18 protein-coding genes and 2 tRNA genes are annotated in these 20,531 nt (G+C 50.3%); 10 read left to right on the top strand and 10 right to left on the bottom strand.

All coding sequences use genetic code 11. The annotated features are described in order from the left end of the window. The first annotated feature begins 92 nt into the window (after window positions 1-92). Together BGX12_RS07070 and opgC are read left to right on the top strand one after the other, a co-directional pair. Complete coding sequence (locus tag BGX12_RS07070) at window positions 93-1,226, top strand: hypothetical protein (RefSeq protein WP_109735385.1); 1,134 nt, start codon at window positions 93-95, stop codon at window positions 1,224-1,226. 12 nt (window positions 1,227-1,238) lie between these two features. After that, on the top strand, window positions 1,239-2,279 hold the full coding sequence (opgC, locus tag BGX12_RS07075; protein ID WP_109735386.1) for an OpgC domain-containing protein: 1,041 nt from the start codon (window positions 1,239-1,241) through the stop codon (window positions 2,277-2,279). A 105-nt stretch (window positions 2,280-2,384) separates the two neighbouring features. On the opposite strand, the gene BGX12_RS07080 is transcribed toward opgC, so the two are convergent. Then, window positions 2,385-3,443 carry a hypothetical protein gene (locus tag BGX12_RS07080; protein WP_109735387.1) on the bottom strand — a complete coding sequence of 353 codons (1,059 nt, stop codon included), beginning with the start codon at window positions 3,441-3,443 and terminating at the stop codon, window positions 2,385-2,387. A gap of 140 nt (window positions 3,444-3,583) precedes the next feature. On the opposite strand from BGX12_RS07080, the gene BGX12_RS07085 reads away from it, so the two are divergent. After that, window positions 3,584-5,017 (top strand): glycogen synthase, encoded by a 1,434-nt coding sequence (locus BGX12_RS07085; protein ID WP_109735388.1) that lies wholly within the window; start codon window positions 3,584-3,586, stop codon window positions 5,015-5,017. Window positions 5,018-5,081: 64 nt separating this feature from the next. On the opposite strand, the gene BGX12_RS07090 is transcribed toward BGX12_RS07085, so the two are convergent. After that, window positions 5,082-5,155 (bottom strand) — tRNA-Ile (locus tag BGX12_RS07090). A 653-nt stretch (window positions 5,156-5,808) separates the two neighbouring features. Here BGX12_RS07090 and BGX12_RS07095 point away from each other — a divergent pair. From BGX12_RS07095 to nudC, 5 genes are all read left to right on the top strand, one after another. Continuing rightward, window positions 5,809-6,840 (top strand): ROK family protein, encoded by a 1,032-nt coding sequence (locus tag BGX12_RS07095; protein WP_158278190.1) that lies wholly within the window; start codon window positions 5,809-5,811, stop codon window positions 6,838-6,840. Window positions 6,841-6,978: 138 nt separating this feature from the next. Then, entirely contained in the window at window positions 6,979-8,253 is a 1,275-nt protein-coding gene (locus BGX12_RS07100; protein ID WP_109735390.1) for a saccharopine dehydrogenase family protein, read from the top strand. Between the two features lie 105 nt (window positions 8,254-8,358). Next, window positions 8,359-10,257 (top strand): biosynthetic arginine decarboxylase, encoded by a 1,899-nt coding sequence (gene speA / locus BGX12_RS07105; RefSeq protein WP_109735391.1) that lies wholly within the window; start codon window positions 8,359-8,361, stop codon window positions 10,255-10,257. A gap of 95 nt (window positions 10,258-10,352) precedes the next feature. After that, window positions 10,353-11,432 carry a GGDEF domain-containing protein gene (locus BGX12_RS07110; RefSeq protein ID WP_109735392.1) on the top strand — a complete coding sequence of 360 codons (1,080 nt, stop codon included), beginning with the start codon at window positions 10,353-10,355 and terminating at the stop codon, window positions 11,430-11,432. Between the two features lie 15 nt (window positions 11,433-11,447). Then, window positions 11,448-12,293 (top strand): NAD(+) diphosphatase, encoded by an 846-nt coding sequence (nudC, locus tag BGX12_RS07115; protein WP_109735393.1) that lies wholly within the window; start codon window positions 11,448-11,450, stop codon window positions 12,291-12,293. A gap of 79 nt (window positions 12,294-12,372) precedes the next feature. Here the strand turns inward: nudC and sfsA are convergent, their stop codons facing one another. Together sfsA and BGX12_RS07125 are read right to left on the bottom strand one after the other, a co-directional pair. After that, window positions 12,373-13,149, bottom strand: coding sequence for a DNA/RNA nuclease SfsA (gene sfsA, locus BGX12_RS07120; protein WP_109735394.1), 777 nt, complete (start codon window positions 13,147-13,149; stop codon window positions 12,373-12,375). A gap of 1 nt (window position 13,150) precedes the next feature. Beyond that, on the bottom strand, window positions 13,151-13,705 hold the full coding sequence (locus tag BGX12_RS07125; RefSeq protein ID WP_111361581.1) for a hypothetical protein: 555 nt from the start codon (window positions 13,703-13,705) through the stop codon (window positions 13,151-13,153). A 40-nt stretch (window positions 13,706-13,745) separates the two neighbouring features. Between BGX12_RS07125 and BGX12_RS07130 the strand changes: the two genes are divergently transcribed. After that, window positions 13,746-13,818, top strand: a tRNA-Gly gene (locus BGX12_RS07130). An 82-nt stretch (window positions 13,819-13,900) separates the two neighbouring features. Here the strand turns inward: BGX12_RS07130 and BGX12_RS07135 are convergent. From BGX12_RS07135 to BGX12_RS07155, 5 genes are all read right to left on the bottom strand, one after another. After that, window positions 13,901-14,860, bottom strand: a complete 960-nt coding sequence (locus BGX12_RS07135) for an HAD-IIA family hydrolase (RefSeq protein ID WP_109735396.1) — start codon at window positions 14,858-14,860, stop codon at window positions 13,901-13,903. Window positions 14,861-14,929: 69 nt separating this feature from the next. Continuing rightward, on the bottom strand, window positions 14,930-16,219 hold the full coding sequence (locus tag BGX12_RS07140; RefSeq protein ID WP_109735397.1) for a hypothetical protein: 1,290 nt from the start codon (window positions 16,217-16,219) through the stop codon (window positions 14,930-14,932). A 5-nt stretch (window positions 16,220-16,224) separates the two neighbouring features. Then, entirely contained in the window at window positions 16,225-16,869 is a 645-nt protein-coding gene (locus tag BGX12_RS07145; protein ID WP_109735398.1) for a hypothetical protein, read from the bottom strand. A gap of 7 nt (window positions 16,870-16,876) precedes the next feature. Further along, window positions 16,877-17,788, bottom strand: a complete 912-nt coding sequence (locus BGX12_RS07150; protein WP_233246298.1) for an aspartoacylase — start codon at window positions 17,786-17,788, stop codon at window positions 16,877-16,879. A 74-nt stretch (window positions 17,789-17,862) separates the two neighbouring features. Further along, entirely contained in the window at window positions 17,863-18,519 is a 657-nt protein-coding gene (locus tag BGX12_RS07155; RefSeq protein ID WP_146196279.1) for a hypothetical protein, read from the bottom strand. A 52-nt stretch (window positions 18,520-18,571) separates the two neighbouring features. Between BGX12_RS07155 and dusA the strand changes: the two genes are divergently transcribed. Then, the gene (gene dusA, locus BGX12_RS07160) at window positions 18,572-19,591 is read left to right on the top strand and encodes a tRNA dihydrouridine(20/20a) synthase DusA (protein WP_109735401.1); all 1,020 of its coding nucleotides are present in this window, start codon (window positions 18,572-18,574) and stop codon (window positions 19,589-19,591) included. 46 nt (window positions 19,592-19,637) lie between these two features. Here dusA and BGX12_RS07165 read toward each other — a convergent pair. Next, on the bottom strand, window positions 19,638-20,531 hold an 894-nt coding region (locus BGX12_RS07165; RefSeq protein WP_146196280.1), incomplete at its 5' end, for a PD-(D/E)XK nuclease family transposase.

Genomic DNA, 20,531 nt, shown 5'->3' on the forward strand with positions numbered 1-20,531 from the left:
CCAAACATAAGGTAATTTCGGCACAGGGTTTGGTCTTTTTTTATAGATATTTCTATTTTATCGCAAGAAATTTTTAAAACACTGGAATAATTATGCGCAAACTGCTTTTGCCCCTGGCACTGACTGCCGCAGGTTTTACCTTCGCCGCCGACATCGAAGTCCACGGTGACGTAAACTTGGACTATGGTAGCTATTTTGACAAAGACTTTAGCCCGATGAACGCAGCCAACCAGGACATTGACCTGTCCCTGCAGGCAAACCTTGACGAAAACATCCACATCGTTGTCAACGCAAACACCCATAGCAGCTTCGTGAACGAAAACGGCAAACTGGAATCCTCCGAAGTCCGCCACGGTTTTGCACATTCCACCGCAATCAGCGATGGCGACAACCGCTATAGCGCCTTCAACTTCGACGGTGCACAGCTCCGCTGGGATGTTTCTCACGACGTCACCTTGATTTTCGGTGACATGACCTACAATGCAGGCGCATTCAACTACTACTTCTGGCGCGATCCTTCCAAGAACGCAGTCATCGTCCGTGACGAATCCCTCCGCGGTTTCGGTATCGAATTCGGCAACGAGAAATATGGCAACGGTAAGTTCTATATGGGCGCTTCCGAAGACAACGACTACTCCTTGACCATGTTCGTCAACTACGCCCTGCCCCTGCTGAACCGCCCGGATGAACACTTGATCCTGACCCCCAGCGTGGACTGGATGTTCGGTTCCGACATCGGCCGTAACTACACTTACGTACTGGGCCTGGAAGTGGACTACTCCAAGAGCTTCGAAAAGTTCAACTATGGTATCTATGCCGTGTGGGGCCTCCATCCGTACAAGGGCAACGGCGTCCACTCCTTCTTGCTGGAACCCAGCATGAACTATGGTGTGTTTAACCTGGGCGCAACCTTCTTCTACGCAATCACCGATTCTGACTACGAAACCGAGCCTCAGCTCTTTACCGAAGACCAGATGCTGTTCGCTATCGAACCCAGTTTCAATCTGCACAAGAAGTATACCATGGGCTTTGGCTACGAATACCATGACCGCGATTCCGAAGCACACAACGACAGCTATCATTTCCTGGGCATGAACCACTACCTGTACCCCACCATGAAGACCGAAGTGGTATTCTGGTACGGTTACAACTTCAACAAGGAAGACTTCGGTCCCTATGTTGACAAGAACTTCGCTCTGGGCATGAGCGTAAAGGCTAGCTTCTAACCTTAAATACCAGTGAGAATTCGCGCGCTAGATTCTATCCGGGGCCTCCTGCTCCTGCAGATGACCCTGGATCATTTCGGCAAGCCCATATCTCAATACCTTTATCAGTGCTTCGGCTTCTTCAGTGCGGCCGAAGGTTTTTTTTTCCTGTCCGGTTTTGTGGGAATGTATGCGGCCGTAAGCAAGCAGGCGAAGGACCCCACCCAAAGCTGGATGCGTAAACGTGCCGTAAGAATCTGGTTATACCACATTTCTACCCTGATGCTCATGGGAACGCTCGCATTCTTTTTGCTCCCGAGAATACGGTACCTTTTCCAGCCCATATTCAATCACCCGCTGCAGGCGATTCCCTTAAGCCTGTCGCTGGTCCATACCCCCGAGTGGATGGACATCCTGCCGCTGTATGTAATCCTCATGCTGGTGGGTAGTTTCGTCTTCCCACGCTACGTGAAGGCGAAGAACAAAAGGCAGGTCTTCCTGCTGTGGCTGCCGTCCCTAGGGCTTTGGTTCGTCTCCCAGTTTGGACTGCGGGACGCCTTGAACGGAGTATTCCCACGCTGGACACACCATGGGGTGTTTGACCCCTTCAGCTGGCAACTGGTGTATTTCACGGGGGCTGCGGTCGCCGCCTGGTGGAAACGAACCGACACGAATTCCACCCGCATCGTAAACAAGGCCACCCTCCCGCTAGTCGTTGCGTTTACCTTCTGCATGCTGTGGTCCCACCAGGTCCTCCCGCTGGAACTGCCTGGAGATGCACTTACCAGCAGGGAACGTCTGGGCGTGCTACGCTTTGCGGACTTCTTTATATTCATGATGCTTATCGGCGCCATCGTCAGGAAATGGCCCGCCGCACTGGACTTCAAGTTTACCAACGTTATCGGCAAGCATAGCCTGGACGTTTATTCATCCCACATCGTATTCCTGCTGCTGTGGTTCTCCACCCCGGGCAGCGTAAGGTACGCCTTCCCCTGGAACATTATCGCTCCCGCAGTCACCTGCGTCCTGCTGTGGACGATTGCGAAACTTAGGGAACCCAAGACGAACCGCTGATGCTGACATTCGTCAGCATGACGTCAAAAAAAATAAGCACCCGGCCGAAGCCAAGGTGCTTATTTCAATTTTCCTGAACGAGCGGTTTCAATTCTAAGGGTCTTATTACTTACCCAGGAACTTCTTACCGATACCGAATTCATCCTTGTATTCGATGTAATCCGGAGTGAAGCCCTTCGGGAAGGAGAAAGAGATGTTGGCAGAGCACTGGAATTCGTTCATCAGCTTGCCCTTTTCGTTCTTCTTGAACGGCTTCTTCTTCTTTTCGATCTTCTGGTCGTTCTTCGGGCCTACCAGTTCTTCCTTTTCGCACCAGCCACCAGTAGTGGTTGCGAAGACTTCCTTACCATCGTCGGAAACCAGCTTGATCTGAGTCGGATCCAGTTCGGTGTTGTTACCGGTGGATGCCCAGAACTGGATTTCGCCAGAGAGAGAAGTTGCGGACATCTTGATGGTGGGCATAGCCATGACGTAGCCATACTTGTCGATACGGCGGCTGACCGGTTCACCAATCTGTTCGCCGAAGATCAGGAAGTAACCGCGTGTGAGCTTACGGTTCTTGTTCAGGGCAGTCTGAACATCTGCGTTGGACGGAGCGATTTCAGCAAGCTTAAGCAGCTGGTATTCAGCAACGACCGGATCAGATTCAGACTTAGCAGCGTCAATGTTCTTGGAAACGTAAGCGTTTTCAGCTTCGGTGCGGAGAGACTTGACGTTTGCTTCGGAAAGACCGCGACGCTTAGCGAGGGCAGCTGCGGAGTCGAGCTTAGCAAAAGCGTTCACGACGGTTGCGAAGTCAACGCCTTCTTCGCCGGACTGCTTCTTACCCTGGTCAGCAACCAGGTTCACGTAGGACTGAACAACTTCAGTGTTCTGGACCTTGTCCACGATTTCAGTAAACTTGTCGAAGTAACCTTCTGCCTTTTCGCTGTTGATATCAGCCTTCAGTTCCTTTTCAGCACCGCCGATAAGGGCCTTAGCAAAATTGTCGTAGTATTCGTCAGAAACGTCGCCCTTCTTGGCTGCTTCCACGTAAGACTTAATAGCGTTAGCAAAGCGACCTGCTTCCAGATGTTCGTCGCCGCGCTTCTCGTTCTTGCCCTTACAGCCAACCATTGTGAAAGCAACGGCTGCAGCCAGGGAGGCAATAAAGATTTTTTTCATTTTTTTTGTTCCTTATCAGAAGTTTCGGCCGATTATCCTCAAAAAAGAGCATTTAGCCATTCCGATTTAAAAATAAATAAATAAATTTATGTTAACCTTACGGATGTAAGTAAATTTTTATTTGGAGACTCATTTTAGGCATGAACATCCTTGTCGTAAGCCCTGAAGCAGGTAACTGGAAGCATACCAGCCCCCTGGCCACAGCGGTAAACCGTATGACCGACGCTTTTGCAAGCGGCGGTGTCAAGGTACTGACTTGTTCACCCTTCTTCAAAAGCCTCTTGGTGGACGTGGACAGCTACCACTGCATCTACACCGGCGAAGAAAAGCTGCTAGGCAAGTCCTACCAGATTTTTGTTTCCGACAAGGATCCCCTCCACACTTACATCTATAACGAAGAATATTTTGGAAGACCGGACGTCTATGGTCCGCCCGACGAGATTCCCTATCTGGACAACCACCTGCGCTTCGCCTTCCTGGCATCTGCAGCGCTCGCCTACGCCGAAGCAACCGAATACAGCTGCCAGGCTATTATGGGGCACGAATGGGGCGGTGCTCTGGTAGGCGCCCTGGCCCGAACCACCTATGCAGGTTACGCTGGCGAAATTCCGTTCTTCTTCAACGTCCATAACATTACGTACGATTTCCACGTCCCCTCCAGCGAGATCGAAAAGATCGGTCTCCCTCGTGAAAACTACAACATGGACGGCTATGAATTCTGGGGCAAGGTCAGCCTGCTCAAGGCCGGCATCCTGTACGCCACCAAGGTGCTGTTCCCGTCTCCGGGTTACCGCGACGCCATGCTCAATACAAACCTGCCCGGTGGTCTTAGCGGCTTCCTGAACCGAAACGCCGACAAGCTCATTGGCGTCCAGTTCGGCGTAAGCTACCAGGTTTGGGATTTCAACGACCAGGAATGCCTCCCCATCAAGGAAGCCAAGCGCAGAGCAAAGCATTCCCTGCAGGAAAAGTTGGGACAGAATCTGGAACAGAAGATGGTCATGTATGTCCATCTGGATACTGAAGCTGGTAACACTTCCGAAACCCTGGCGACCGTCCTTTCCGACATTACCCGCCTGGACATTTTCATTATCGTAGGCATTTCCTCCAAGGATCCGGACTGGGAATACTACAAGAACTTCTCAAGCCAGTACCCCTCTGTCATGGCGATCCATGACCTGAGCGACGAATCCGTGGACGGAACCATCGTTCTTCGAGACATGCTGGCAGGCTCCGACCTTCTATTCGCAGCAAGCCTCCGTGAACCGTCCTCCTCCATTATCCTGAAGGCTATGGCGGCAGGTACAATTCCCCTGACCGGACGTGCAGTAGGTGTAGCCACCATGCTTACCGACTACACCCTGGAAACCGCAGGCGAAGCAAACGCATTCCTGGTAGAAGACGCCAACGCTCCCGACCAGATGCTGCGCCGCACCAAGGACGTGGAAAACGTCTTCAAGACCGAAGTGGCAGACTGGGACAAGTGCGTGGTGAACGCCTATAGCGGATTCCATTACGAATGGTGCAGGACCATCTCCAAGTACCTGCTGATCCTCGGCGAACTGGGGATTTAAAATTCCTGGGAAATTCCTTTCCTTTGCAGCAAAAAAGACAGGCCTTGCGACCTGTCTTTTTCAATGGAGCCTCTCGGGCTTGAACCGAGGACCGGCGGGTTATGAGTCCGCTGCTCTAACCAACTGAGCTAAAGCTCCGGTACGATTTTCAGCGTGGGTGGTAATATAGTATTTTTTATTTTCCATCAAAAAAAAACTTTTTCAAAAGCATCTTGATTCCAAGTATCACTTCCAGACGGGCCAACCTTAATTTCTTTTCATTCGATGTAAGTCTTTACATATTGTGTTTTGACTTTTTATTCTTTTTTTCAAAAACAAACTTTTTTCTATTGCCAAATAAGCATCGGCGAGCTACTTTGTAAAAGTAAGGCTATGTTCTATTAGAGTGTAGGACTGCCATTTTATGTTGAATTTACTGAAAAAATACTAAAAAATGGTCTAACCCAACAAAAATTAGGTTAGACCAAGTATCTAAGATACAGTTTTTAGGTAGGTAAATCTCAGTTTCTAATAGGGTGTGTTTTTTAGATAGTTATATTACATCTACACTTTGAAAGAACATAGCCTTTCAAAAAAATGACCAATTTTTACAAATTTCGTCACTTTTACAACATTGTGCCATAAGCGCAAGAAAATGGTAGCACTAAACTTTGTAAAAGGGTTTTATAAAGTGCCGCAGTTTCTTCCATTTTGTGTAAAAAGGAAAGTGAGTGTATAACGGTTTTGATTTGGATTTGACGAAGACGAAAATGGCTCATATTTCACTATATTGGGTAGAAACGGGAGCTTCCATGACAAAAGAGATTAAATCCGCAGCCGAGATCAAGGCGAACAACGTCGCAACCATCAAGCGCGCACTTCTGGACATGAAAACGGCCACAAAGCCCGAAGTGGCAGAAAAGACGAAGCTCAGTGTGGTCACATGCGGAACCATTCTCAACGAGCTTACCGCCAACGGGACCATCGTCGAAGAAAGCCTGCGGCTTTCCAGCGGAGGCCGCCCCGCCATGAGTTACCGCTTTAGCGAAAACATCGGCTACGCCCTGTGCCTTTACACCTATACCGACGGCGATTGCTCCTACATCCGTTACCAGATTTTGGACGTTTTCGGAAACATCCTGGATTCCAAAGCCATTCAGGAAAAATCCATTACGATCCCCACCCTCATCAATCATATCCAGGAAATCCGCAAGCCCTACACCAGGATCAAAGTCATCGTCTTGGGGGTTCAGGGATGCATCAACAAGGACATTATCGAATTTACCGACCTTCCGGAATTGAGCGGTCACAACCTCAAGAAGGAAATCGAGGAAGCCACGGGGATTTTCACCCGAGTCCATAACGACATGAAAACAGTGGCCCTGGGTTTCAGCAAAATCAGCCCAGAAATCAAGAACGGAAATGCAGACGAACACCTGGAAAACAATATCGCCCTGCTCTTTTTCCCGCAGGGAAGAACGCCTGCCGGAAGTTTCATCGTAGACGGCCACATTTTAAGAGGCTCTTCCAATCTCGCGGGGGAACTTTCCTTCTTCCCATTCAGCGTCGAAAAAGAAAAACTTCCCGAAATTTTCAGTTCGTTGGAAAAAGCCCAGTCCTACGTAGATAGGCTATTCGTCGCGACCACCGTATTTTTAGATCCGGCCGTTATTTTCGTAACCGGCGGTCTTTCGAACTGGATGAATGCTGAAAAAATCGTTTCCACATTGCAAGAACGTCTGAACCGCAGTCAGCTACCCAAAATTATCATCCAGCCTAGAGCGGAAGTGGAGTATTTCGCAGGTTTGTACAGTATCGCCGTAGACCACCTTCTCGGCGCCTAAAAAGAACGTTTTAAAGGGGACTCTTTTTCTTTCCTTTCAAGAGTTCCCCACCCTACTTTCTATATTATATCCACTTACTTTTTCTTCAGGGGTCGCCGCCCCTGCACGTTCATTTTTTCAAAAAGGAAAAACAAAAAAATGGCAAGAGCTCTGATTATCGGTTGTGGCGCCGTTGCCACCGTCGCTATCAAGAAGTGCTGCACCGTCAGCGAAGTTTTCTCTGAAATCTGCATTGCAAGCCGCCATCGCGAAAACTGCGAAAAGCTGGCTGAACAGATTCGTCCGAACTCCAAGACGGTGATTACCACCGCTGCCGTTGACGCCGACAAGGCCGAGAACGTGGTGAAGCTGATCAAGGAATACAAGCCTGATCTGGTCATGAACATCGCACTTCCCTACCAGGATCTTGCCATCATGGACGCATGCCTCGAATGCGGCGTGAACTACATGGATACCGCCAACTACGAACCGGAAAACATCGACGACCCGGAATGGCGCAAGGTTTACGACAAGCGCTGCAAGGAAGCAGGCTTTAGCGCCTACTTCGATTACAGCTGGCAGTGGGCATACGCCAAGAAGTTTGAAGAAAAAGGTCTTACCGCACTTCTCGGTTCTGGCTTCGACCCGGGTGTAACCCAGGCATACTGCGCCTACGCCCTCAAGCACCAGTTCGACACCATCGAAGAAATCGACATCCTGGATTGCAACGGCGGCGATCACGGCTACAAGTTTGCCACCAACTTCAACCCGGAAATCAACCTCCGCGAAGTTTCCGCTCCGGGCAGCTACTGGGACACCGACGCTAACGGCAAGGGTCACTGGGTAGAAATCCCGGCCATGAGCATCAAGCGCGAATACAACTTCAAGGAAGTGGGCCAGAAGGACATGTACCTCCTGCACCACGAAGAAATTGAATCCCTCGCCAAGAACATTCCGGGCGTAAAGCGCATCCGCTTCTTCATGACCTTCGGCCAGAGCTACCTGGACCATATGCGTTGTCTCGAAGACGTGGGCATGCTGCGTACCGATCCTATCATGTTCAACGGTCAGGAAATCGTTCCTATCCAATTCCTGAAGGCTCTCCTTCCGGATCCGGCAAGCCTCGGTCCTCGCACCGTCGGTAAGACCAACATCGGCTGTATCTTCAAGGGAACCAAGGACGGCAAGCCCAAGACTTACTACCTGTTCAACGTCTGCGACCACCAGGAATGCTACAAGGAACTGGGCAGCCAGGCAATCGCTTACACCACCGGCGTTCCCGCTATGTGCGGCGCCCTGATGATGCTTACCGGCAAGTGGACTACCCCGGGCGTACACACTGTGGAAGAATTCGACCCGGATCCGTACATGGACGCACTGAACAAGTACGGCCTCCCCTGGCAGGAAGACTTCAACCCGACATTGGTTGATTAGTAGGAAGTAGGAAGTAGGAAGTAGACAGTCTGTCAGGAGAAAAACATCTTCTGCGATACTGCCTACCGTCTACTGTCTACCGTCTACTGATCCGAAGGATCTCTTATGAAGAAATGGCGTATCGACGATTCCCGCGATCTTTACAATGTTAAGGGTTGGGGTGTCAACTTTTTCGATATTAACGACAAGGGTCACGCAACCGTTTCCCCGCTGAAGGATGGCGGTTGTGAAATCGACTTGTTCGAACTGGTGCAGGACTTGTCCCTCCGCGACGTATCCACTCCTATGCTGATCCGTTTCCCGGACATTCTCTGCAGCCGTATCGAAAAGATCAACGAATGCTTTAACAAGGCCCGCGAAGAATACGGTTTCAAGGGAAGCTACTACAGCATTTTCCCCATCAAGGTGAACCAGCAGCGCGCCGTCCTCGAAGAAGTGGTTGGCCACGGCAAGAAGTTCAACATCGGTCTGGAAGCAGGTTCCAAGCCGGAACTTCACGCAGTGCTTGCCAATATGGACAATCCGGACTCCCTGATTATCTGTAACGGCTACAAGGACGAAGACTTTATCGAACTGGCACTTCTTTCCCAGAAGATGGGCAAGAAGATTTTCGTGGTCGTGGAAAAGATGAACGAGCTCCACTTGGTTGTGGAGTTGGCAAACCGCATCGGCGTCCGACCCAACATCGGTATCCGCATCAAGCTGGCAAGCTCCGGCAGCGGCAAGTGGGAAGAATCCGGCGGTTACCACAGCAAGTTCGGTCTCAATAGTTCCGAGCTTCTGGAAGCCCTCGACTACATCAAGGAAGAAAAGATGGAAGACTGCCTCAAGCTGATCCACTTCCATCTGGGTAGCCAGATTACCCACATCCGTAACATCAAGAACGGCCTTCGCGAAATTTCCCAGTTCTACATCCAGATTCGTAAGATGGGCATGGCCCTGGAATTCGTGGACGTAGGCGGCGGTCTGGGTGTAGACTACGACGGCACCCGCAGCACCAACGCAAGTTCCGTGAACTACTCCATCCAGGAATACGCAAACGACGTGGTGTACGGCATCTACGAAGCTTGCGAAGAAGCCAAGGTTCCCCACCCGAACATCATTGCAGAATCCGGTCGCGCCCTTTCTGCTCATCACTCCGTCCTGGTTTTCAACATTCTTGAAACTGCAGGCCAGGCCTTCTTCGACGAAGATGAACATGAAATCGGTGACGACGCTCCTGCTGCACTGAAGGATCTTTACGCAATCTACAAGGGACTTTCCCCGAAGAACCTGCTGGAAAGCTGGCACGACGCCATGCAGTTGAACGACGACGTCTTGAGCGGTTTCAAGGTGGGCGACTACGACCTGCCTACCCGCGCCATGAGCGAACGTTTGTTCTGGAGCATTGCCCGCGTGGTGAATCAGATTGCAAGCACCTTGCGTCATCCGCCTTACGAGCTGGAAGAACTGCCCCGCCTTCTGGCACAGAAGTACTTCGGCAACTTCAGTCTCTTCCAGAGCTTGCCGGACAGCTGGGCCATCGACCAGATTTTCCCGGTGATGCCGATCCAGCGTCTGGACGAAGAACCTACGGTGGAAACCACCATCCAGGATGTCACCTGCGACTCCGACGGTAAGATTGCGCTGTTCATCCGCGGTGGAGACGTATGCCACACCCTTCCGCTGCACAAGCTGAAGAAGGATGAGCCTTACTACATCGCAGTCTACCTGGTGGGTGCCTACCAGGAAATTCTGGGCGACCTTCACAACCTCTTTGGCGATACCAACGCAGTCCATGTCGTATGCAACGACAAGGGTGGCTACGATATCGACAAGGTCATCGATGGCGAATCCGTAGAAGACGTTCTGGACTACGTGAACTTCAGCGACAAGGCTCTTGTCCGCAACATGGAAAACTGGGTCACCCGCTCCGTGAAGGAAGGCAAGATTACGGTGAAGGAAGGCAAGGAATTCCTGAACATCTACCGTTCCGGTCTGTACGGCTACACCTATCTGGAATAATTGACCATCTAGTCCGTTCAATTTGGAATATGCAAAGCTCCGTCATGTGACGGGGCTTTCATTCTTTTAAGACGCAATGGTTTATATTTTAACTGATGGAAACTAAAGATTTTTTGAAAAAACTACCCCTACGAGGATCTTTTGAAAACATCCTTTTCTGGGGTGTGCTGTTCTTTTGCTTCTTGGCGGCAATCGCTTCCACCATCTTTACAGCGATCGAAGATCTCGGTGCGCTAGCTGTCATCTACACAGCCTTTATTACCCTATACTTTGTATTTCTTGGCGTCTTCGCCCACTTTACAGGTAAGACCGAAGCGGGCTATACAGCCATGAGTTTCGGCATCAACACCCTCATCTTGCCACCGATGTTCTTTATATGCGGCGCATTTGATTCTGGCATGCCTTTTTATTGTATCACCAGCGTTCTGATTACCTCGCTGATTACCAAATTCAGAACCCGTTGCATCATGATGGTCTACTCTATGGTGCTGTACATGGTCATCTTCTTCGTGGACTATTTCCATCCTGAAATATCCCCCGATCTGGAACCTTTAGATACAATTGTCGATCAAGCTGGTTCCTTCATTTTCATGGCCTTTCTAATATTCACTACCGTATCCTACTTACTGAAGGCATACAACCGCGAACGAAAAGCCAAGGACGAACTCATTTCCAAGTTGGATTTCCTTTCATCCCACGACCCGCTTACAGGACTGTTCAACCGACGCTGCTTCGTGGACCGCATCCGCAATTCCGTGCTGAAGAATCCTGCAGGTTATTATTTGTTGATGTTCGATGTGGATTTCTTTAAGCGAGTGAACGACAACTTCGGCCACATCTTTGGGGACCAGGTTCTTGAATCCATCGGCAAGCTGGCCCAGGCAACCTGCAGCACAGAAGGCGAAATGGCGGTCCGTTATGGCGGTGAGGAATTCATCCTGCTCATCCGTGACGAAAGCTACGACAAGGCAATGGTAAAGGCAGAACAATTCCGATACAAGGTATCCTGCCTGAAATTTGACGACCAGCCCAATGTACACATCCATATCAGTGGCGGGTTTGTGGATTGCGCCAATCCCGAGTTCAACAACCACGACAAGCTTTTGACCGCAGTGGACGAACGTCTTTACATGGCAAAGACAAATGGCCGCGATCAGATTGTGGGAAAGAAATAAAGCTACCTTTTAATCATGATTCACGAAATTGCCCCTCACGTATTAGACAATCAATTCAAGATTCAAGATCCAAAATCAAATGATTACTGCCTGGTTTACAACGGCAGCAAGACACTTCTAAAAAAAGAGGGCAATAGCTACGTTATTCCGACTGTAGCAGAAATTCTTTCTCTCTCCGGCAAGGACATTGCTGATTTCGAAGGCCATTACCTCCTGAGTATCGACGATCGCGCATTTTTCCTGCAAGCCGTTCCCGAGGATTTCGTTACCCCCGAGGGATATGAATTTATGGGCAACCGCGCCTTCCGTAACATGTCTCCCGTGGAACGCATGGGCGGCGCGACATCCGCACACATCGCCCACTGGGAATCGCTGAACAAGTTCTGCGGCAAGTGTGGCAACGTCACCATCCGTGGCGACAAGGAACGTTCCATCATTTGTCCCAAGTGCGGGAACATCGTTTACCCCAGAATTTCCCCGGTGGTGATTGTCGCCGTACGTAATGGCGACAAGCTCCTGATGGCGCACAACATCGACAATCCCAACCCCAGACTTTTCCTGATTTCCGGTTTTGTGGAAATCGGCGAATCTCTTGAACAAGCCGCCCACCGCGAAGTGATGGAAGAAGCCGGCCTGAAAATCAAGAACCTGAAATACTTCGGAAGCCAGCCCTGGGCCTTTAGCGACTCCCTTATTGCCGGCTGGACCGCAGAACTGGATGGGGACGACACCATCCACCGTCAGGAAGCGGAACTGTCCGAAGCCAAGTGGGTAAAGCGGGAAGACATCCCCGAATACGAAACCGATGTAAGTATCAGCTGTTGCCTAATCGAAAACTTCCGCCGGGGTTTTACCCTCTAGCACTTCTCTACCGCTGTTTTTAGGAAAATATCGGATGAATTTCTTGTTTTTGTAAAATTCGTACTAGCACCTGGCAAAATCACAGCTCTAAGGCAACCGGAGCATCAGATACAAGCGTTTCGGGTGTTACCTTGCAGTCGTAAACAAAAATTCGGACGCCAGCATCCCTCGCTTTTTTCATGGCGTCGCCAAAGGCAGCGTGCGTTTCCACATTGGGCGAAAACTTGTGGCAACCTTTCATCTGAATCAGGAAGAGAATGCCGCATTCGTATTCCGTGCCATCTTCTGCAGCACGTTTCTCTCGTAGGATATCCGCCAGCTCCGTCAGGTGCTTGACGCCTCGTTCCGTCGGTGCATCGGGGAACTTTGCATGACCGTCAAATTCCAGAGTGCAGCCTTTTACCTCGATGAACATCTTGTGAAGTTTCGCCTTCTCGGCCTTCGTCTTTCCCACGCCTTTGAACTCCACGTAAAAATCAAAACGGGAATTTCCGAAAGTGTATTCCGGTTTCAGAAACGTAATCTCCGGAAACAACTCCTGATGGGAACGGATCCATTCGCCGGCTACCTTATTGGGCGCCTGGCTATCCATGTTGATAAGAAGCGTCTTCGAGGTCATGGAACGTGCGGACTTTGCGGGCACCACCTTCTCTACAGCAATCAAGTCGTAAGGAGTCTTGCGGGCGGGATTGTCCGGTTTTTCCAGATAAACCTTACAGCCAGGCACCAGCAGTTCCTTGCAACGTCCCGTATTCTTCACATGAACAACCGTATCCACCCCATCAATTTCCACATGGGCAATAAAGCGGTTAGGACGGCTAATGAACTTGCCGGAAACGACCTTAGGATACTGCATATTATTTTGCGCTAGCGGAAGACACGGGAGCCTCTGCAGGCTTGTTGGTGACGACCACAAACAAGGTGTCATGAACTATAACTGTATCACGCACATAGACCGTATCCGGCTTACATGCCGCAGGCATCAAGGTCTCGCTAGAGGAAGAAACCATCTGGGACGAGGACATCGGCACCGCAGAGGATGACGATTCTGAAACGGCTTCAGAAGACACCGGCTGAACAACAGCAGATGAGCTGACAGCCTCAGGTCCTTTAATCACTGCAACCAGGGAATCACGAATTACCGTCAGACTATCCAGTTCCTGCTTATAGCGTCTCTTATTTGCGGGACGACGTTCGCGAGAATATTTGCCTTCAACCGTATTGATCTTAGACTCAATCTGACGATATTCTTCGCAGGTCGGCCCCTCTTCACAGTCAACAGTTTCGCCCGGCGTAAAGAAATCCTTGAACTTTTGCCACAAGGACTTTTCCGCGCAGGCAGAACCAGCCATTAAAAAAACGCAGGCAAGACCGGCAACCACATTCCAAGATGCAAATAAATTCCACTTCATGATGACATAATGATAGAAAATTACTACATTAGCAAAAAACGCGGAAATAGTTCAGTTGGTAGAACGCGACCTTCCCAAGGTCGATGTCGAGGGTTCGAGTCCCTTTTTCCGCTCTTAAAATAAGAGGTCCACATTCGTGGGCCTCTTGTTTTACTGTCTGAACTGGTTGAGAACCCGAGAAGAGAGTTCGGCTTTTCACACGATATAGAAGTCAGGAACTATTCCCAAATATTCCTGGTCTTCCTTCAATTCTTGTGCGGGTTGGTTGCGACCTACCAGAAGGGCGCTGTCAAAACCTGCGATGCGGGCGCCAAGAACATCCGTACCCAAGGTATCCCCGATCATGATGACACGAGGGGTACGGCCACCAAACAATGATGCAGGCAGGCTAGTCTTGACTTTTTCCCAGATAGCAGGGAAAGGCTTTCCCAAATAGTAAGTGGAACAGCCCTTGCCGTCATTGGCATCGCAAATGGAATCACGGCGAAGACGTTCACTCAAGGCGCCAGAAACAGGTTCGCGGGAACCGTCTGTTTTCGGGGCCCAGGCGTCGGAATTCAGCACCAGCAAAATGGCGCCAGGACGCTTCAGGATTTCCACCGCACGGGCGTAGGTTTCGTCAGTTTCCTTCGCAGAAGATATTGCGACTACAGGCTCCTCCGGGTAGACATCAGGAGCCACCGCCGTAATCCCGCAGGCTTCAAGCACATGCTTTCCCGTTTCCCGCCCGATGTAATAAACTTCATTTAGCTTCAAGGGAGTGCAGCCATCCGAGGGATTGCGCAACCGGTAAGCCAGATCCTTCAGGAGGCTTCCCGACGAAATGGTTTCCTGTTGGGAAAAATCAAACCCTCGCTTGGCGGCATCCGCTGCCAGCACGCTATCTACGTCGGAAGCGGCGTTGGTAATCAGGCGTACCTGCTTGCCTGCCTTTCTAAGGGCACTAAACATCTCGCGGGCACCCGGATACACAAATGCCCCGCGGTTATACAAGGTTCCGTAACCGTCAAAGCAGAACGCGTCGTACTTATCCAGTAGTTCCCCGAAAGTAGCCTGCTGGGGACGCACCTCTCCAGAGCCGTTCAAAAGATCCGCACTGGATTTGGAAATAATCTCGATATAACGTTTGTAGATTTCTTTCTCTAGAAGTTCCATAAAAAAATAAGAGGCGTATTCCTGGATTCTTCGCTACGCTCAGAATGACGGAGTATTAAAACAAGGACTTCACTTACGCTTTACGCCGAAGACTTGTGTGGTGGGGCCATGATGGATATCGTTACGGAACACCACCTGACCATCGTAGGACACAATTACAACCGCATTGGAAATGTAGGCGCCAGTAGCCACGCGACGGCGGCCTCCGTCCATCAGGTTCCACTTCAGGAATAAACGGGTGGGGCGACCTTCAAATCGAGGGTCATCGCCAAATACTTCATCAGAGGTAGCCACCACAAAAGAACCCAGGTTCGTATAGATACGCAGGTTCATAAAAATTTTCAGCTTGGATAAATCCAGAGGCTTCTTATGATCCAGGCTTAGAGCATCCCGAATCGCATTTTCAAATTCAGGACCAAGCACATCCATCGCGACGCCCCAGCTGTTATCGTTGGGAACGTCCGCACCTTCTTCCTTAAACAACATCTGGAAAATAGGCAAGTCACTGGAAGGAGTTTCGCTATAGGCCATGTTGGAACTCAAAACATCAATAGGATAGAACCCTGCCACTTCACTGAAAAGAGCAACTTCCGAAGAGAGATTCTTTGCGGCGGAATCGGCAAAGCACTTCGGCGTCAGACGGATGGAATCCCTCGGCAAAAGATAATCGTCGGTTTCCTCGGCATTTTCAAAAATGACTTGCGCCGACTTCTCTCCCGTCCAGATCATGAACGCAGGTTTCCTGAAATGGTTCAGGGAATCACGCTTGCTCTTGGATTCAAAGAAAGCTTCGCAACCATAAACAGGCATCACCCGTTCAGAGAAAACCACCAAAAGGGTATCACTTTTCTTTCCGCGATAGCTTTTCAGGAACGTTTCGCTAATGACCGGAGCCATTACATCCTTCACAGGAATATCGTAAACGGTTCCATCGTGCAGGAACATCTTGAAGCCACCCAGGCTATCCTTCCCCACGACCATTTCGGTCAGCAGGGCAAACTGACCTTCCAGGGAACGCAAGTCCAGATAGGCACGGCGTGAGTAAGTGGAATCCAGAAGGAACTGCTTAGGCCCAACGGAATAATGTTTCACTCTTCCTGCGGAGTCCAGCCAATCGAAAGTCAGGCTGTCCACCATCTGATTCACGTATTCCTGAGAGAGTGTTCCCAGGAACTTCATGTCCACACGGTCCAGGCGGCCATTGCCGTCGGAATCCCGCAGGTAGTTCTCGCGACTGGAGGGAGGAATGGGGCTCTGGATAAATGCGGCGAAAGCGCTGCTAGAAAGCAGTGCCATCAATGCCACAAATTTCCAAAGTTTCATCATCATGGATCCTTCACGACCTTCAGAATGACGCATCGGAACTATGCATCACTCCTTAAAATACCGTAGTCACGACCTTCCACGGGAATCACCAGCTGAAGACGGGACAGAACATCGATATGCTTGTCGAATTCCTTCTTGAAGTCTTCACCAAGGGTTTCTTCGTCATCGTGATCCAGGTTGTAGGCGATGTAGCTACCATCCGGGAAAATGGAAATGCAGCAGTCCCAGGTAATGTCGCCTTCCTGTTCTTCCTCGTCGTCATCGCGGTCCTTGCTTTCCAGCATGAGCATGGGGCGGGGTGCCGGGATAGCTTCGGCGTGGCCATTTTCAAAGATGAAGTAGTTACGACTTACCAGCTCGTGTTCCAGAGCCATGGTGCTGGGGGTGCGTTCGAACTCGTTACGGAGACGGCGGATGTTTCCCAGGTCATCTTCGTAAGGGTCCTGAAAATCCTGGGGCAGCACTACCTGATGGTAGTCGAATTTCTTGCCGCTCTTTTCATAGGTTTCGGACCATTCCTGAGGAGGTTCCGGACGGATGGTCAAAAAATCTTCAAATGCATCCAGAATATCGAACAGGCGGGAATCCCACTGTTCGGCCTTCTGGTTCGTTACCAGTTCCAAAAAATTCTTCAGGCGTTCTTCGCCATTCACTTCTTGCAGTTCTTCGTTTTCTTCAGTCATAAATTCGTTACCATTCCTCGACGGTCTTTACGGTGAGGCTCATGGCGATGTCTTTTTCGTAATAGGCGGGTTCGTTAATGAAAATCGGATACAAAACTTCGGGATCGCTAGATTCGCGCTTGAAGGGAATGTCCTTACCGTCGAAGGTGCGGAACAGGTTGTCCCCTTCGCGAAGTTCGCGGTAGTCAAAGCCTAAGACTTCCGGATGAATCATGGCCTGGATGGGACCGCCACCCTGAGGCTTGGGGTAGCCCAAGTCACGCCACTGGGTGTAAACATCTACCGTAATGGGGGCACGCTTCTGCAGTTCCCCGCGGTTCCATTCCTCGGCCAGTTCCAGGTAACGCTTGACCAAACGTTCCGACTCTTCGAAAATGGCTGCGTTCAAGGTTCCGTGATGCTGGGGACCGATTTCAATGCAGATATCCGCCTTGGCGACCGTGCCAAAGTAGGGCGAGGCGGAACGTTCTTCCGGCTGGTAGTAAATCCAGGCATTCTTGAATTCCTGGGTCAACACGGCGGAAGCCCTCATGCAAAAAGGATCACGGGCGGAAAGAATCAGGCAGTATCCCATGTTGGAGCCTGTATTATGGACGTCCAGTAGAAGATCTGTCTTGGTGTTCGGACCCTTAGGTCCGTAAATTTCGTTCAGTTCCTTGGCACGGCGGAATTCGTACTGCTGAGGAACAGCCTTCACGTCCAGACAGGTCTGGGAGAAGGCTCGATTCAGGTCGTGGTCGCGATAGCGACGATTCAAACGCATGGCTTCGGGATTGGAAAGCACCAAATCCACCTTGGCACTCTTGCACAAGGTGGCATAGCATTCGGGGTTGGCCATCCACTTTTGGACCAGGCTTACACCAGTTCGTTCGTTACCGTGGGTTCCGCCGGCAACGACTATGGTATTGATCATACTCATACCCACAATATAGTTTATTTATTGATTTTCATAGCAGTAAAGACTATAAATCCATCAACCGTTTCTACTATGAATTAGTGTTTAAAGCAAAGATGAGATTCTAAAAATTCTGTCTTTTCTTTTTCGGTAAAATTACCGCGACAGACCCTGATTCCGTCAGCCGCATTAATTCCCATGGCCACCAGTCCCGTGGTTCCTCCGATAACCGTACCAACAGAAGTTCCTACGACAAAACCAATGGGCAACAAGGCAAACATCAAGGAACCTACAACAGGATTAGCGACAAAGGTATTCTCAGCTACGTTAAAAAAGAAATATCCTCCCCAATAGAGCCCCTTTTGGGCGCCCCCGGACAAATGATCCAGAAAAACCGATCCGTTGCTTTTGGGAGTCCAAGTTTCTGTTCCATCCGCACAAATCTGAATTTTATCCATGGGTATGGAAACAACATTCATTGAATCATTTGTTACGAACTTCAGAGCATCTTCCCCATAACTATAACAATAGCTGCTCGTCTTGAAAAAAGTAACCTGCGAACCATACTCATATCGGAAGGTCATCTCATCGCCATGCTGGGTGGCTGACAGGTAGGCGTTCAAATCACTCTTGTCTATAGGTTCTGCGTCCGACAAATTTCCTGAGTTTTCGCTTATTGTACCAACTTTTGGTGAGCCAGAACAGCCCAAAATACAACAAGCCACACAGATAAAAAACAAATTCAGGCATTTCACAGTCAGCACTCCTAACCATCCTTAATCTACAAATTTTTCTACATTTCGGCTTATGAATATTGATTTCAACCGCAGATTGTCTATCGCCCCGATGCTGGATTGCACCGACCGCCACGAACGTTATTTTTTGCGTTTGATTTCAAAACATACTTTGCTGTACAGCGAAATGGTAGTGACCCATGCACTGCTCCACGCTAAGCCCGAAATGTTCTTGGGACATGAGGAATTCGAATACCCTGCCGTGCTGCAGCTGGGCGGAAGCAATCCCGCCGATTTGGCCAAGTGCAGCAAGATGGTGGAAGCCGCCGGTTTCCAGGAAGTGAACCTGAATTGCGGCTGCCCCTCGGACCGCGTGCAGAGCGGAAGTTTCGGCGCCTGCCTCATGAAAGACAAAAACCTGGTGGCCGACTGTTTCAAGGCCATGCAGGATGCCGTCAACATTCCCGTTTCCATCAAGTGCCGCATCGGCGTGGATGAATTCGACAGTTGGGATTTCTTTAGGGATTTTGTCGGCACCATCGCTGACGCAGGCTGCAAGTACTTTATTATTCACGCCCGCAAGGCCTGGCTGAAAGGTTTAAGCCCCAAGGAGAACCGCGAAGTTCCTCCCCTGCATTATGAGTTTGTTCATAAACTGAAAGCAGAAATGCCTCAGCTGAATATTGCTATCAACGGCGGCATCCGCAGCATGGACCAGGTGCTAGCCCACCTGAATGGCGACCCCACTTCTGCTGGCACGGGTGTGGCGCTGGATGGCGTCATGGTGGGTCGCGAACCTTACGAAAATCCCTGGTTCCTGCACGACGCTGACGAACGCGTTTTCGGAGATACCGCTCCCGCAGCCAAGTCCCGCAAGGCCGTCCTTGAAGCATACCTACCCTATGTAGAAAAGCAGTTCGCCGAAGGTTGCCCCGCCACCATCCTGGTGAAGCACATCTACGGCCTTTTCGCAGGCCTCCCCGGCGCCCGCAAGTTCCGCCAGATGCTCAGCGAAGGCGCCCCCCGCGCCCGCGAATACGGCGGCCCCGCAGAACTGATCCGCAAGGCCATGGAATTGGTGGTGGAAGAATAAGCAAGAAAAACTCCAGTGCAATGCACCGGAGTTTTTCTTATCAACTTTATACCTTTTCAGCGGCGATTTTGTCCGCTAGTTCCTGCACTTTTTCAAGGGGCAACTTGAGAACCAGGGAAACTTTTTCTACGGAATCTCCGTAACGAAGGAGCGCTTCGGCGTCACCCAGTCTCGCTTCTTCACGGCCTTCGCGGCGGGCGGTTCCGATGCGTGTACTGATTTCAGCTTCTGTGACCATACCTGCTGCAATCTCCGTGATAAAGTTCTTCTCGAGGGCGTTTACTGCCAGACGGCTGTAAACATCCGCAATGACGGGATCCTTCGTCTTGGGGGCGTCCTTCGCCGAGGCCATCTTGGTGAAAAGCTCCAGCCATTCCGTCTCGGCAGTGTTCAGGTTCAGAACCTTCGCATCCACCTTGCTCAAGTCAATGACAATATACTTTTTTTTATTGTATACCGGCAAGGCGTCAGGATTACCCAGGCTGGAAAAACGGAACAATCCCAGTTCCTCACGGTAGTTTTCGCAGAAATCCACCGGAAAGTTACAGATCCATACGCTGTAGGTACTGGGCATCAAATAGGGATGGTCTTCCTTCTCAGTCGCGGTGCGCTGACTATCGAAATGAATCTTAGATTCAATGGAAAGCTGGTCGGCATAAAGTTCCACACGATCTGCAAAATCCTCGTGGGACGCCCGCTGCATCTCCAGGTCAATAAACTCGTTGTTGTTCAGCTTGGCGTGAACATCGAAACGCACTTCCTCCACGTCAATTCCGGAAGTTAGCGTCGATGCAGGCTTCTTGCGTTCGATGCTTACAATCTTCCGCTCCTCGGGCAGGTGCAAGATTGCGTTCAAGAAATGGATTAGAGTCGCATCCTTCGAAAAGATTTCCTTGAAGACCCTGTCCCGGGTCGGATCCAGGAACGTATGCTGCTTTAA

Source organism: Fibrobacter sp. UWR4, from assembly GCF_003149045.1.
GTDB lineage: Bacteria > Fibrobacterota > Fibrobacteria > Fibrobacterales > Fibrobacteraceae > Fibrobacter.

Bases quoted from the DNA above. Each gene is read 5' to 3' on its own strand.
- BGX12_RS07145 (WP_109735398.1), bottom strand. From the start codon at position 16,869: ATGACTGAAGAAAACGAAGAACTGCAAGAAGTGAATGGCGAAGAACGC.
- nudC (WP_109735393.1), top strand. From the start codon at position 11,448: ATGATTCACGAAATTGCCCCTCACGTATTAGACAATCAATTCAAGATT.
- dusA (WP_109735401.1), top strand. From the start codon at position 18,572: ATGAATATTGATTTCAACCGCAGATTGTCTATCGCCCCGATGCTGGAT.
- BGX12_RS07080 (WP_109735387.1), bottom strand. From the start codon at position 3,443: ATGAAAAAAATCTTTATTGCCTCCCTGGCTGCAGCCGTTGCTTTCACA.
- BGX12_RS07110 (WP_109735392.1), top strand. From the start codon at position 10,353: ATGGAAACTAAAGATTTTTTGAAAAAACTACCCCTACGAGGATCTTTT.
- BGX12_RS07095 (WP_158278190.1), top strand. From the start codon at position 5,809: ATGACAAAAGAGATTAAATCCGCAGCCGAGATCAAGGCGAACAACGTC.
- BGX12_RS07150 (WP_233246298.1), bottom strand. From the start codon at position 17,788: ATGAGTATGATCAATACCATAGTCGTTGCCGGCGGAACCCACGGTAAC.
- BGX12_RS07125 (WP_111361581.1), bottom strand. From the start codon at position 13,705: ATGAAGTGGAATTTATTTGCATCTTGGAATGTGGTTGCCGGTCTTGCC.
- BGX12_RS07100 (WP_109735390.1), top strand. From the start codon at position 6,979: ATGGCAAGAGCTCTGATTATCGGTTGTGGCGCCGTTGCCACCGTCGCT.
- BGX12_RS07140 (WP_109735397.1), bottom strand. From the start codon at position 16,219: ATGCGTCATTCTGAAGGTCGTGAAGGATCCATGATGATGAAACTTTGG.
- BGX12_RS07085 (WP_109735388.1), top strand. From the start codon at position 3,584: ATGAACATCCTTGTCGTAAGCCCTGAAGCAGGTAACTGGAAGCATACC.
- speA (WP_109735391.1), top strand. From the start codon at position 8,359: ATGAAGAAATGGCGTATCGACGATTCCCGCGATCTTTACAATGTTAAG.
- BGX12_RS07070 (WP_109735385.1), top strand. From the start codon at position 93: ATGCGCAAACTGCTTTTGCCCCTGGCACTGACTGCCGCAGGTTTTACC.
- BGX12_RS07135 (WP_109735396.1), bottom strand. From the start codon at position 14,860: ATGGAACTTCTAGAGAAAGAAATCTACAAACGTTATATCGAGATTATT.
- sfsA (WP_109735394.1), bottom strand. From the start codon at position 13,149: ATGCAGTATCCTAAGGTCGTTTCCGGCAAGTTCATTAGCCGTCCTAAC.